Source organism: Amycolatopsis sp. NPDC000009 (assembly GCF_055563465.1).
Map to the genome: position 1 here is coordinate 136,204 of NZ_JBVHDI010000006.1, position 13,368 is coordinate 149,571.

The 13,368-nt window shown below is 64.8% G+C and carries 7 protein-coding genes, 1 tRNA gene and 1 pseudogene; 8 read left to right on the forward strand and 1 reads right to left on the reverse strand.

All coding sequences use genetic code 11. The annotated features are described in order from the left end of the window. Nucleotides 1–56: 56 nt before the first annotated feature. The 6 genes and pseudogenes from ACZ3HL_RS18650 (at nt 57) to ACZ3HL_RS18675 (ending at nt 9,251) form a co-directional block, all read left to right on the forward strand. Nucleotides 57–5,879, forward strand: coding sequence for an RHS repeat-associated core domain-containing protein (locus tag ACZ3HL_RS18650; RefSeq protein ID WP_465532459.1), 5,823 nt, complete (start codon nt 57–59; stop codon nt 5,877–5,879). 3 nt (nt 5,880–5,882) lie between these two features. Beyond that, nucleotides 5,883–6,218 carry an ankyrin repeat domain-containing protein gene (locus tag ACZ3HL_RS18655; RefSeq protein WP_465532461.1) on the forward strand — a complete coding sequence of 112 codons (336 nt, stop codon included), beginning with the start codon at nt 5,883–5,885 and terminating at the stop codon, nt 6,216–6,218. Between the two features lie 659 nt (nt 6,219–6,877). Then, nucleotides 6,878–7,053, forward strand: a pseudogene (locus tag ACZ3HL_RS18660) (DUF349 domain-containing protein); the annotation flags it as partial. A 293-nt stretch (nt 7,054–7,346) separates the two neighbouring features. Next, nucleotides 7,347–7,410, forward strand: a tRNA-Lys gene (locus tag ACZ3HL_RS18665). A gap of 899 nt (nt 7,411–8,309) precedes the next feature. Beyond that, on the forward strand, nt 8,310–8,693 hold the full coding sequence (locus ACZ3HL_RS18670) for a hypothetical protein (protein ID WP_465532463.1): 384 nt from the start codon (nt 8,310–8,312) through the stop codon (nt 8,691–8,693). A 255-nt stretch (nt 8,694–8,948) separates the two neighbouring features. Further along, complete coding sequence (locus tag ACZ3HL_RS18675; RefSeq protein WP_465532465.1) at nt 8,949–9,251, forward strand: ankyrin repeat domain-containing protein; 303 nt, start codon at nt 8,949–8,951, stop codon at nt 9,249–9,251. Between the two features lie 274 nt (nt 9,252–9,525). Here ACZ3HL_RS18675 and ACZ3HL_RS18680 read toward each other — a convergent pair whose 3' ends face one another. Beyond that, the gene (locus tag ACZ3HL_RS18680; RefSeq protein ID WP_465532467.1) at nt 9,526–10,761 is read right to left on the reverse strand and encodes a PucR family transcriptional regulator; all 1,236 of its coding nucleotides are present in this window, start codon (nt 10,759–10,761) and stop codon (nt 9,526–9,528) included. A 160-nt stretch (nt 10,762–10,921) separates the two neighbouring features. Between ACZ3HL_RS18680 and ACZ3HL_RS18685 the strand changes: the two genes are divergently transcribed. Both ACZ3HL_RS18685 and ACZ3HL_RS18690 read left to right on the forward strand, forming a co-directional pair. After that, nucleotides 10,922–12,439 (forward strand): flavin-containing monooxygenase, encoded by a 1,518-nt coding sequence (locus ACZ3HL_RS18685; RefSeq protein WP_465532469.1) that lies wholly within the window; start codon nt 10,922–10,924, stop codon nt 12,437–12,439. After that, a complete protein-coding gene (locus ACZ3HL_RS18690; RefSeq protein ID WP_465532471.1) occupies nt 12,432–13,355 on the forward strand; it encodes an alpha/beta fold hydrolase in 924 nt (307 codons plus the stop codon). The genes ACZ3HL_RS18685 and ACZ3HL_RS18690 overlap by 8 nt, the downstream gene beginning before the upstream one ends. The last annotated feature ends 13 nt before the right edge of the window (nt 13,356–13,368 follow it).

Genomic DNA, 13,368 nt, shown 5'->3' on the forward strand with positions numbered 1-13,368 from the left:
GCACACGAGGTAGCCCCCGCCGGGGCGGGCCTCGCCGCGTCCAGCCTGGAGAACTGATGCGACACAAGTCGTCCACACGCCGCACTTCGAGAACCCTGACCGTTGCGTTGATCTGCTCGCTGGTCGTGACCGGCGTCAGCACCTCGCAAGTCGCGAACGCCGCAGGCGGCCCGAGCGTCGACCTGCCGAACATCGGCTCGACCTCGGTCACACAGCAGACCATGGCAGGCAGAGGGCTCGACGACGCGAGTCGCGCCGCGCTCACTGGAGACCAGCCGGCCGGCTCCACGACTCCCGACGGCGTCGGCACCAGCAGGGCGACCTCCTTGTCGCCCACGGCGACCTGGGACGTCTCGGAGCAGACTGGGGACTTCGCTTGGTCGTATCCGTTGCGGGTGCCCCCGGTGCCAGGAAACCTGACACCCAGCCTGGCACTGTCCTACGCGTCGTCGACAGTGGATGGGCGCACGAGTGCCACCAATAACCAGGCGTCCTGGGTCGGCGACGGCTGGGACCTTCACCCGGGGTTCGTCGAACGCACCTACGGCGGGTGCCAGGACGACAAGGAAGGCGGGACCACTCCGCCCAAGGTCGGCGATCTGTGCTGGAAGAGTGACAACGCCACCGCTGTCTACAACGGGATCGGCGGGATGCTGATCCACGACACCGGCAAGAACGTGTGGCGACAGAAGAGCGACAACGGCGCCCGCATCGAGCATCTCACCGGTGCCGCCAACGGTGCCCGTGACGGCGAGTACTGGAAGATCACCACCGTCGACGGCACTCAGTACTTCTTCGGGTCCGCACCGGCGTCGAAGTCGACCTGGACCGTGCCCGTCTATGGCGACGACGCCGGCGAACCCTGCCACGCGGCAGACAACAAATTCGAGAACTCTGCCTGTGTCCAGGCTTACCGGTGGAATCTCGACAAAGTCGTCGACCGGCACGGCAACCTGATCCTGTACAGCTACGACATCGAGACCAACAACTACGGGCAGAATCTCAAGGACACGGCCGTCTCATACGTTCGCGGCGGCACGCTCAAAGAGATCCAGTACGGCCTCCGTGAAGGTGACCCCGCCCCGGCGGCGGGGAAGGTGACCTTCACGACCGCGGAGCGGTGCGTTCCTGGCAGCCAGTGCGTCTTCGAGAAGCCTGAGAACTTCCCTGACGTCGCCCTGTCAGACCGATGTGACGGCGCGACGTGCAAGGACCATTACACACCCACGTTCTGGTCGACCAAACGCCTCGCGAAGATCACGACTCAGGTCCGCAAGGACAACGCCTACATCGACGTCGACAGCTGGACCCTCGAGCACCTCTTCCCCAACCCCGACGACGGCAACAAGGCCGCACTCTGGCTCAAGTCCATCGCCCATACGGGCCACGTCGGCACGCCCATCGCACAGCCCAAAGTCACGTTCGAAGGCAAGAAACTGCCGAACCGGGTCGTGAAAGACGACGGTGTCGGACCTCTGAACCGTTATCGGCTTTCGGCGATAGTTTCCGAGGCCGGTGGTGTCACCACCGTCAACTACGCTCAGCCCGACTGCACCGCGACCTCGCTTCCCGACAAACCGGAGAACAACACCAGGCGCTGCTATCCAGTGACCTGGACCAAAAAGGACTTCGCCGAACGGACCGACTACTTCCACAAGCACGTCGTCGAATCCGTCGTCCAGTCCGACCGCCTCGGCTCGAGTTCGGAGCAGGTCACCAGCTACGCCTACCCCGAAGGTGCGGCGTGGCACTTCACCCTGTCCGAGTTCACCGCCGAGAAGGACAAGACCTGGAACGAGTTCCGCGGCTTCGGCAAGGTCATCGTCCGCACCGGTAAGGCCGACGATCCCAGCGGACCGATCAGCTACACCGAAACCCGTTACTTCCGCGGTATGCACGGGGACAAGCTCCCCAACAACGGCGCGCGCACAGCCGATGCCAAAGACAGCGAGGGTGGCGTTCACGTCGACGAAGATTGGCTCCAGGGACTGGAACTGGAAACCATCACCAAGAACGGCGAGGCCGGGGCGGTGGTCAGCAAAACGATCACCGAGCCCAGCTGGGAAGGCCCGACGGCGGTCCGTGGCGCATTCAAGGCCTACATCGTCCATGCCGGTACCCAGCGCGCGTTCACCGCACTGGCAGCGGGTGGTTGGCGAGTCACGAAAACCACCACAGACTACGACTCCAACGGCCTCCCGACGAAGGTCCACGACCTCGGTGACGCCAATGTGACGGGTGACGAACGCTGCACGACCACGACCTACGCGCAGAACACCGGACGATGGCTGCTGAACTACCCCTCACGAGTCGAAACACGCGCAGGAAACTGCGGATTCCTGCCACAGTACCCACGCGACACGATCTCCGATATCCGAACGTCATACGACGGTCTCGCGAACGGAGCTCCGCCGACCGTCGGTGATGTCACACTGACCGAAGAGGTCGATGGCTATAACGGCTTCACGCCGTTCTACCGCACTGTCACCAAGTACACGCGCGACATCCATGGCCGCGCGGTCGAGACCGCCGACGCGGACGGCAATACCTCGACCGCTGTCTACACTCCCGCGACCGGCGGTCCCGTCACCCAACTGGTCGCGGCCAATGCTCTGGGCCACAAGACGACCACCGTCTTCGAGCCCGCATGGGGTGTACCGCGGCTCATCACCGATGCCAATAGCCGGGTCGCGGAAGTCACCTACGACGCTCTCGGACGGAAGACCGAGATCTGGCAGCCCAACCGGCCGCGAGCAGAGAATGCTCAAGGCAATGCGCGCTTCGCCTATGACGTCCGCAACGACGCGCCAAGTTCTGTCACGACGACTCAAATCGGCCCCAATGGCAACTACGCCACCTCGACAACGATCCTCGACAGCTTCTATCGAACACGGCAAGTCCAGACACCAGCGCCCGGCGGAGGCAGGCTCCTCACCGATACCCGGTACGACTCACAGGGGCGCGCCTACAAGACCACCCAGCCCTTCTACAACGACAAGCCGGTCGACACCTCACTCTGGGTCGCCAGCGAAACCGAAGTCCCCGGGCTGACACAGGCAGAGCACGACGGCGCAGGCCGCGTCATCACCTCGACCTATCGCGGCGGAACCACAGAATGGCGGACCAGCACGACCTACGGCGGGGACTCGGTCAGCGTCACACCACCCGAGGGTGGTGTCGCGACCACCACGACCACCGACGCCCGTAGCCGCACCAGCAGCCTCCGCCAGTACCACGGGGCCCAGCCGACCGGCGACCACTACGACGAAACCAAGTATGACTACACCGCGGCCGGCCAGCTCGCCACGCTCACCGACTCGAGCGGGAACCGCTGGTCCTACACCTATGACATCCACGGTTCGCTGATCCGCACCGATGACCCTGATCGCGGCGCCACCACCTACACCTACAACAAGCTGAATCAGCAGATTTCGAGCACGGACGCCCGCAATGCGACCTTGGCGTTCCGCTACGACAAGCTCGGCCGGAAGACCGGCGTGTTCAAGGGCAACCTGTCGGGAACCATGCTCAGTGAATGGGTCTATGACACCGCGTTCAAGGGCATCGGGCAGGTCGCGTCGTCGACGCGCTGGATCGACGGCAACGCCTACGTCAAGAAGGTCAACGTCTATGGGCCGCTGTATCAGCCGACCGTCCAATCGGTCATCATCCCGCCGGTCGAAGGGCCGAAACTCGCCGGCACCTACCAGTCGTTCCTGCAGTACAACCCGGACGGAAGCATCGGCGGCGCCGGTGTTCCCAAGGCTGGTGACCTGCCTGCCGAGAGCATGCTCCACGTCTACGACGATCTCGGGAACCCCCTCACTACCGAAGGCAGCTGGGACGGCCCTGACTACCAGGACTACGTGTCCGACACCAGCTACACGCGCTACGGCGAACCACAACGACTGCAGCTCGGCGGTGAGAGCAGCACCAGCACGGATGGGAAACGGGCTTGGCTGTCTTACTACTACGACACCAACACCCGTCGGCTCGATCGCACCATCGTCGACGCCGAGGTTCCGCAACCGATGCAGGCCAACACTCGCTACGACTACAACCCCGCGGGGAACCTGACCTCGATCACCAACGCCCCGATCGGACAGCCTGCCGACAAGCAGTGCTTCGGCTACGACTACCTCCAACGCCTCACCGAGGCATGGACACCGAACGGAGACTGCGGGCAAGCCCCAGCTACGACCAGCCTTACCGGGCCTGCCCCGTACTGGCAGTCCTTCACGTACGACAAGTCAGGCAGCCGTACCGGAGACACCCAGCATTCGCCCAGCGGGGACGTCACCCGCAAGTATACCTACGCCGCACCAGGCACACCGAAACCGCACATCCTGAACTCGGTCACCTCAGAAGGACCATCCGGGACCAAAACGGCTCAGTACACCTATGACGAGATCGGCAACACCAAGACCCGCCCCGGCGTCACCGGAGAGCAGAACCTCGACTGGAACGTCGAGAACAGACTGGAGAAGGTCACCGACGGCAGCGCGGCGACGAGTTTCCTCTACGACGCCGACGGCGAACGGCTCATCCGCCGCGACCCCGCCGGGGCCACCCTCTATCTCGGGCAGCAAGAGGTGCGGCTCGACAAGGCGAGCGGCAACGCGACCACGACCCGGTACTACACCCACGGTGGCCTGGCCGTCGCGATGCGCACCGGCGGTATCCTGAGCTGGCTCGCCGGCGACCACCAGGGGACCACGCAGGTCGCGATCAACGCGAACGACCTCACGGTCAAGCAACGGCGCCAAACACCGTTCGGGTCCCAGCGCGGTCCGGGTGTCGTGATGCCGGGCGAACGCGGCTTCGTCGGCGGCACCAACGACGCCTCGACCGGGCTGGTTCATCTCGGAGCTCGTGACTACGACGCTGACCTGGGCCGGTTCGTGTCGCTGGACCCGATCATGCGGCCGACCGACCCGCAGCAGATCAACGGCTACAACTACGCCAACAACTCACCGATCAGCCTGAGCGACCCGACCGGCACGGAACCGTGCCGCGCGAACTGTGACTGCATGTACAGCGGGAAATGCGGTGGCGGTAGCGGAGCGTGGACGCCGCCGGTGGCTCCGCCACCGTCGCCCAAAAACACGCGCCACGCCTACCCGACGTCGTTCGGCAAGGACACGCCGAAGATGTCGCCGAAGCAGCGACGGGCCACCTGGCAGACTCAGTACGCCACGTGGAAACACCTGCCGGTCGCGCAGCGTCCGGTGGACTTCGCTCAGTTCGAGTTCGCGTTCTGCTCCGAGTTCCCTGATGTTCGCAGCTGCGACCCCAGCCCACCCGGCTGGGAAGAAACCCTTCAAGCCGCTGCGTTCTTCTTCCCCTGGGGCAGAGTCGGTAAGGCAGCCTGGGAACTCGGCGTGGGGGCGACCGCGTCGAAAGCCGCGACCGTTGAGGCCGGCGGGGCTGTCGCCGCCGCTAGCGCGGCTAGTGTCGGCGCAGGAGCGACGGCTGGCAATGCCGCCATGGAGGCGGCTCAGGCGCTGCGCGTATCAGAGAAGGTCGGTGCGAGGCGCAACGTTGCGGCCGCCGAGGTAGCCCTCGATGGGCAGCCCTCGTATATCCTGACGTCCGTCAGCGGCGATGCAATACGTCCGGGTACGGTATCCGAGGTTCTAACGGCCGGGAACCCGCAGAGATTTATACCTACAGCTACAGGTCGTAACCCCAGAACCTCCGACACGGAGTTGAAGCTGCTGAACGCAATCGCAAACCGGATAGGTCAGTCTTCGCCTCACGTTCGAGGGACGATCAACCTTCATACGGACTTTGCTGTATGCACATCGTGTTCTTCTGTGATATCTCAGTTCAGGGACGCCTTCCCTGGCATCCGCCTGAATCTGACAACAGGAAGGTGAAAGATGGTAGACGATATGACTCTGGCTCATCAGGCTGTTGAGATGGAAGACCTTCCTGCGCTGCGAGACCTTCTCGACCGTGGCGTTGATGTGAACGAAGAGTGTAATGGCCTTACATTGCTGCATCACGCCGTTGACGTGGAAGTAGACGGTCATGTGCAGTCTGGAGAATCCCTGCATGTCGACACTACTGCGTACCTTCTTGCGCGAGGGGCAGATCCTCGGCGTGGTTCAAGTGGTGGTTCCGGGCCTACTGCCGAGCATATGGCTCGTTTAAGCGGACACTGGCTGGCGGTGGCATTATTTGATGACTGGATTCGTGTGCGCATGGGAAATTAATAGAAGCAGAGTTTTGACCTGAAATCATGTTCGCGTGAAAGGCGTGTAGCGAAGGCGCCTGTCAGTGATCTGAGGGTGAATGCATCGGTTTCAATATAGCAATCTGGTCGATTTATCTGAATCGAGATTAGGTCGATGACGAACGCGCGGTCGCGATCGAAGACGGGAGCTGCCCGTGCGTCATGTGAACGCTTGTTGACCTTCCCGAAAGGAAGCCCTGCGTTCAACATGCGGCCGTCGTCGGCGGAGAACTGATAGGTGCGGCGGTGGCAGGCAAGGCACAGGTGCAGCCCGGGCATTCCCCGCACACGCGGGACGGACAGGGGGAGTTCGATGCGTCAGCCGGACAACGTGGGGTTATTCCTGCAAACACGGGGCGGGCCGGGAGATCAAATTGCCGAGCATGGTTCCGAGCCCCAGGCCGGACTAGTACCGGGACACCTGGCTATAGTCCGCCCCGCGTCCGCGGGGACGGCCCGTACTGCTGCATGCTTAGTGGGATCTTGGGCGGGTCTGCCCCGCGTATGTGGGGATCGCTAGACGGACGAACGGTGCGCCACCCGCCCCGTTCGTCCTGCGTACGCGGGAACGTCCTCATCCGAGACCTCTTCAGCGTGAGTTGATCATGTCCGCCCTGCGGGTGTGGAACTGCCCGGCTCGTCTGGTCGGCCGAGGAGAGCAAGTGGCGGCGGACCGACCCAGAGGCGCAGTTTCGTGAGCAGGTGCAGCACTTCGAGTCACAGGCGGCGAAGGCCCGTGTGGCGGGCTATGGCGGCGCGCGAAGAAGGCGGACGAGCAGGCCGCGCAGTGGCGTGAGTGGCTGAAGCGGCCATAGCGGACGAGTGAGCGCGACGTCCATATTGAGGGCATGTCAATGCCGGCGCGGCCAGGTTGGCAAACGCTCGGCCCAATGGCTGCCTTTCCTGAGCGTATGGAAGCGGGTTCGAACCCGACCGCTCTCTTCCGAGGCCGGAATCGCCAGGCCTGTCGCAGGGGGCACGTCGTCTCCGATTGGGCTCCGTTGCCGACGTAGAGCCCGACACAGGTTGGTACAGGGCGACACTCGTCCCCGGCGAAGGCTGGTGCTGACCTGCACCAACTGACAATATTTGACACTGAACGTCACTAGGCGGCATGGCTGAGCTGCGGACTTTTAATCCGTAGGTTCTGGGTTCGAGCCCCAGGCGGCCCACTCACTCGACGTCCTCGCTGCCCGGCGGGGCTGTCGGTCTTGCGAGACTCGACGACGTGATCTTGTGGGCTCTCCCAGTGCTCCGCGCAGGAGATCGCTGCGGCACTCGGGGTGAGGTCGTGTTCGGGGCGTGCTTCGCCGGTGCGGCATCCGCAGGCGCGTGCCTGTGGTGCGAGCGGCGTCGAGGAGGCGAGCCGTGGCTTCTGCAAAGTCGCGGGCAAGGCTTGGCGGCCCGCTGCCGGCTGGCAGTGATCGCCGTGGCCGAAAGATCATTTTCGCCTGAATCGGGCAGGTAGGACCAGGCCTGGCGTCGTCGGCTGAGACTGGAATCCGCCCCGGCGAATCTGTCGTCTCCGCCCCGTCCGGCCACGACGGCATCTCCATCCGGAAGGGACCAGCTCCCGTGTCCTCGCGCCAGCAACCCTCGGCATCGGCTGCCCAGTAACCGCCCTGCGCTGTCTCGGCAACCACACCGCTTGTACACGCCAGCGACCCGACAACGGTGATCAAGCCGACGCGCGCGTTACCCATGGTGTTCCTGATGCACGCCGGCGTCGTCGTGGTGACGGCGAGTTCGCTGTCGACCATGAATGCAATAAAGGAGCAGTCCGCAAATGTATGCGGATTGGATTGTTCGGAAATTTCCGTAAATTTGCACAGGGCTGCAGGGCGGCGGAGGTAAAGTTGTCTCGTTCAAAGGGGAGGGTAACGAGCTGCGAGTTCGAGAAGGGGATACAATAAGGAACTATGCATATCGCCACGTGTATGCTGGCGGGTGGTACGCGTATGATCCCTCACGTGAGCGCCGAGGCTATCCCATGGGGAGACTGCATGCGAACGATGAAGTCGCTGAACCCGGGCTTGCGGTGGGGGAAATCCGGATTTGTCGGGGTGTTCTCATGATTCAGACGAGAAATGTGGTCGAGGCGCTCTCTGTTCATGGCGTCATTGGCTGGTCTCGTATTGCTGTAGGGCGTAGTATTCTTAGCGGTCTCGTCCTTCCTTCGATGATTGTGTGGCGCTATCTGGAGCCGTCCGAGGATGTCCGAAGATTCATCTCCGAATGTGTGGACAATTTTTCAGGATCATTGACATGGGTATTCAACTTCGAGCGCCGAAACTGGACGTTGATGCCGGTCAGGGTTGGCGACGCGTTTGCGAAGGCGGGTCCGACGTATGTCAATGTTTTGTCGGATCTGGCTAAAAGTGATCAAGATACCTGGGTGGCGGCTAATGAAGACTTGGCTTCTTTGTTGGGCTTGATCAAAGAAAGTATGTCTTAGTGTCGAGATTCGATGGTTGGTCGAGAATTGCGCGTCCGGCCCCGAAATATGTAGATCAGTGATTGGCCGGCTTGAGGAGGAATTTGGATGGGGTTCGAGTAGGCTGCAGGCTGATCACCCCGAGCGGCGCCGAGATGACGCGGATCTCGGTCGACCGGGGGCCGGTCTCCAAGGCTGCGACTGCGGAGGCCGGCGGCGCAGTCGAAGAGGAGGGCAATAGTGGCCGACTTAAGTCCTGCTCATCAGGCTGTTGAGATGAGCGATCTTCCGCTGCTTTGTGAACTACTTGATGGCGGCGCTGACATCAATGAAGAGCATGATGGGTTCACGTTGTTGCATCATGCCATTGATGTCGAGATCGACAGTCGCACGCAGACAGGCGAGCCGCTACACGTGGACGTCACGGCTTACTTGCTCGCACGAGGAGCGGACCCGCAGCGTCCTTCGGATGGTGGTCGTGGCGTTCCAGCGGAGCATATGGCCTTCGAGAGTCGTCATTGGCTGGCGTCGACTCTCTTCGAGGGATGGGGTAATCGTCGACAGGGAGAGGGCGCCTAGGGTTGCAGGAAGGCGCGAGTACGCAAAGCTGGGTTTCCAGTATGCGACCGGGCGCGTCGTCTCCGACTGGGCTCCGTTGCCGACGTAGAGCCCGACACAGGTTGGTACAGGGCGGCACTCGTCCCCGACAAAGACTGGCGTTGACCTGCACGAACTGGCACTACTTGGTAGTGAACTCCCGTAGGTGACCCGGCATTTGACCGTAGGTTCTGGGTTCGAGCCCCAGGCGGCCCACCTCCTCGCCGACCCCGTTCGGTCCCACGTTCCCCCGCTCTCAGCTGGACCCGGCCGCCATGATCTCCGGCGCGACGTCCAGCACCAGCAGCGCGGCCGCGACATGGGTGGGGTTGTGCTCGACCTTGACGACCGAGAGCTCGTTGGCACGCGAGACTCGGCGCTCGATGGTGTTGCGGTGGGCGTAGAGGTTGGCGGCCGCCCGGGTGGTGTTGAAGCCGCACTGCACGTAGGTGAGGAGTGCCTCCCGCAGCGCCGAGTCGGCTTCGGCCAGCGGGCCGAGGGTGTTGACGACGAACCGGCGTGCGCTGGCGCGATCTTTCGTGAGGGCGTCGATCAGCTCGACGTCGGCGTAGGCCATGAATCGCCGGCCGGATCCGAGGCGGACGATCAACGCCTGGGCTGACAGGGCATCTTGGTGGCTGGACCTGAACCCGTCGAGTCCGCGTCCGGGTCTGCCCACCGCTACGCGAACCTCGTCCGCCGACGCCACGATCTTCTCGGCCGGGTGCAGGTCCGGGGTGTCCGCTCCCGACAGCCAGATCCAGCGCGACGTGGTGCTGGCACGGGCGACCATCGTGCTTCGGCCCGCGTCAGCGGAGCGCAGGGCCGCGATCGCTTCGTCCAGGGCGGCTTGCCTGCCGGGATCGTCGACCCACAGCACAAGACCCACGTGCCACCGTGCCATCCGGTAGCGCAGGCGCCCCTCGGCGAAGTCCTCCGACATCGGCGCCCCGCTGGCGATCATCTGGATCAGGGCGATCGCCTCGGCGTCCGCGTTGCCCATCGCGGCGGCGAGGCTGGCCTCGCGCAGGGTCGAGACCGAGTCGAGAGAGTACTGCACCAGCGACTTCGCCGACACGTCCAAGACGCCCACGAGCAGGTCCCGGTCCGCGCAGTGCGCCGAGCATTCCTCCAGCCAGCGGCGCCAGCCGATCCCCAGCGCCGCCCGCCATCCCGCGACGAAGTCGGGTGCGATGCCGCGGGCGACGAGATCGCCGATGTACGCGGTGATCCTCGGGCCGAGGTAGGGCTCCACCCGCCGCCCGGGGTGCTGGATGTTCGAGGTCAGCCACTGGACGAGATCCGAGCGGTTGAGGTCCCGGTCCTCCTCGCCCAGCGATGCGTCCGTGAGCACGGCCGGGTCGTACTGCACTCGGCGAGTGGACGCGGAGAGGGCGTCGGCCAGGGCTTCCGCGTCCGGCAGGAGTCGCTGGCACACAGACCGGATCGCCTCGGCGACCTCGGGGGCGGGCGGTGGCCACAGCTCTTCCATCCCCGAAGTGTGCCTCCCCTCCGACGAGTCGGCACGGCATGTGCCGAGTGCATCGTGCACCAGCTTCGCGCGAACCCTGTGCTCAGTGTCGTTGTGACCGGAGTCATGGCTGACGACAGTGGAAAGCCATCGGTAGCCGGCTCGGCGAGGAGAGGCAGACATGACAGCTGAGGTGAGGGACGCGGTCGAGGAGTTCGACGTCGTCGTCATCGGCGCGGGAATCTCCGGGATCGGCGCGGCGGCGTATTTCAGCCGGGAGCTGCCCGGCAAGTCACTCGTCGTGCTGGAGGGCCGCGACAACATCGGCGGCACCTGGGATCTCTTCCGCTACCCGGGCATCCGGTCGGACTCGGACCTCCACACCTTCGGCTACGAGTTCAAACCGTGGCGCCACGAGGCCGCGATCGCCGACGCCCCGCTCATCCGGGAGTACCTCCAGGAGACGGTGGAGGAGAACGACCTCGAGCGCCTGATCAGGCTGCGCCATCGGGTCGTCCGGGCGGAATGGTCCTCAGTGGACTCGACGTGGACCCTCCGCGTCGAGGTGCCGGGGTCGGCCACGAAGACGATCCGGGCGGGATGGGTATTCGCCGCCACCGGCTATTACCGGTACGACAAGGGGTTCTCCCCGGAGTTCCCCGGATGCGACGACTTCGGGGGAGAGATCGTCCATCCGCAGCACTGGCCCGAGAACCTCGACCACAGCGGCAAGAAGGTCGTCGTCATCGGCAGCGGCGCGACCGCGGTGACGCTGGTACCGGCCCTGACCACCGGGCCGGACGCCGCCGAACACGTGACGATGCTGCAGCGCACTCCCGCCTACATCATGGCGCTGCCCCGGGTCGACCGCGTCGCCACGACCCTGACGAAACTGCTGGGGGAGAAGCGCGGGTACGCCGCGACGAGGTTCAAGAACATCTGGGTCGAACACGCGATCGTCAAGGGTTTGCGGGCGTTCCCCAAGCTCGGGCGGGCCATGATCCGCCGCGAGAACCTCAAGCGGCTGCCCAAGGGCTTCGACGTCGACAAGCATTTCAACCCGCCGTACGACCCGTGGGACCAGCGGCTGTGCCTGGCCCCGGACGGCGACTTCTTCGACGCGATCACGGCGGGCGACGCCTCCGTCGTCACCGGCGCCATCCGGAGGTTCAGCGAACGCGGCATCGTCCTGGAGTCGGGCGAGGAGCTCGAAGCCGACATCATCGTGACCGCGACCGGGTTGAACATGCGGCTCTTCGACGGAATGCCGATCCTGGTCGACGGGCGTGAAACCGATATCGCGGACTCGGTCTCCTACCGCGGGATGCTGCTGAGCGGGATCCCCAACTGGGCGATGGCGATCGGCTACACGACCTCCTCCTGGACGCTCAAGGTGAGCCTGATGTGCCGCTACTTCATCGACCTGGTCCGGCACATGGACGCGCACGGCCACGACCGGGTGGTCCCGGTCGCGTCGCCGGGGATGCCACGCAGGCCGGTCATGGACCTGAAGGCCGGCTACGCCAGGCGCGCCGAGAGCCGGCTGCCCAAACAGGGGCCCGTCGCCCCGTGGCGGATGGCGATGTCCTATCCCGAGGACGCCAAGGCGCTGCGCGGTCCGGTCGCCGACGAAAACCTCGAGTTCGGCACCACCCGGCCGGCGGTGCTGCCCGGGGAGAGGCGGTCGGCCCATGTCTGAAGAGAACGCCGACCAGTACGCGGCGCTGCCGTCCGGCACGACGATCTGCTTCCGTGACCACGGCGACCAGGCCGGCCCCGCGATCCTGCTCATCGCCGGACTGGGCGAGGACCTCACCTTCTGGCCCGTCTCGTTCGTCGGCGCGCTTCTCGACCGGGGATTCCGGGTCGTCACGATGGACAACCGCGACGTCGGCCGGTCCACGTTCGCGGCCACCCCGCCGCCCCGGCTGTGGCGCCAGGTGCTCGCGCGCCCTCGCGGCGACGCCTATTCGCTGGCGGACATGGCTTCCGACGCCGTCGGCGTCCTCGACCACCTCGGGATCGGGCAAGCCCACCTGGTCGGCCGGTCCATGGGCGGGATGATCGCGCAGACGATCGCCGCGGCCGAACCCGCGCGTGTCCTGTCCTTGACCTCGATCTTCTCGACCACGGGTGCGAAGAAGGTCGGTCAGCCCGCGTGGTCGACGATGCGGCTGCTCACCGCCCGGCCGGCGCGGACCAGAACCGCGGCCGTGCGTGCCCACCTGCGGATCACCGGCCACATCGCCGGAGCGGGATACCCCATCGACGACGTGGCCGAGGCCGCCGTCGCGGCGGGTGGCTGGGACCGCGGCGCGGGCGACCTGGCCGCGGGCTCGGCCCGGCAGATCCAGGCGATCCAGGCGTCCGGCGACCGGACCGCCCAGCTGAGCAGGATCACCGCGCCCACTCTGGTGATCAACGGCGATCAGGACCTTCTGGTCGCCCCCAGCGGCGGTGCCGCGACGGTGCGGGCCATCCGCTCCGCGCAGCACGTCGTCATTCCCGGAATGGGGCACCACACTCCGGAGGCCCTGGTCGAACCCATCACCCGATACATCTCGGAACACGCCAAGCGCGTGACCGAAGGGGGAAACCATGTCCGGATCTCCTGAGCGGAAAGCGGGC

Bases quoted from the DNA above. Each gene is read 5' to 3' on its own strand.
- ACZ3HL_RS18650 (WP_465532459.1), top strand. From the start codon at position 57: ATGCGACACAAGTCGTCCACACGCCGCACTTCGAGAACCCTGACCGTT.
- ACZ3HL_RS18655 (WP_465532461.1), top strand. From the start codon at position 5,883: ATGGTAGACGATATGACTCTGGCTCATCAGGCTGTTGAGATGGAAGAC.
- ACZ3HL_RS18670 (WP_465532463.1), top strand. From the start codon at position 8,310: ATGATTCAGACGAGAAATGTGGTCGAGGCGCTCTCTGTTCATGGCGTC.
- ACZ3HL_RS18675 (WP_465532465.1), top strand. From the start codon at position 8,949: ATGAGCGATCTTCCGCTGCTTTGTGAACTACTTGATGGCGGCGCTGAC.
- ACZ3HL_RS18680 (WP_465532467.1), bottom strand. From the start codon at position 10,761: ATGGAAGAGCTGTGGCCACCGCCCGCCCCCGAGGTCGCCGAGGCGATC.
- ACZ3HL_RS18685 (WP_465532469.1), top strand. From the start codon at position 10,922: ATGACAGCTGAGGTGAGGGACGCGGTCGAGGAGTTCGACGTCGTCGTC.
- ACZ3HL_RS18690 (WP_465532471.1), top strand. From the start codon at position 12,432: ATGTCTGAAGAGAACGCCGACCAGTACGCGGCGCTGCCGTCCGGCACG.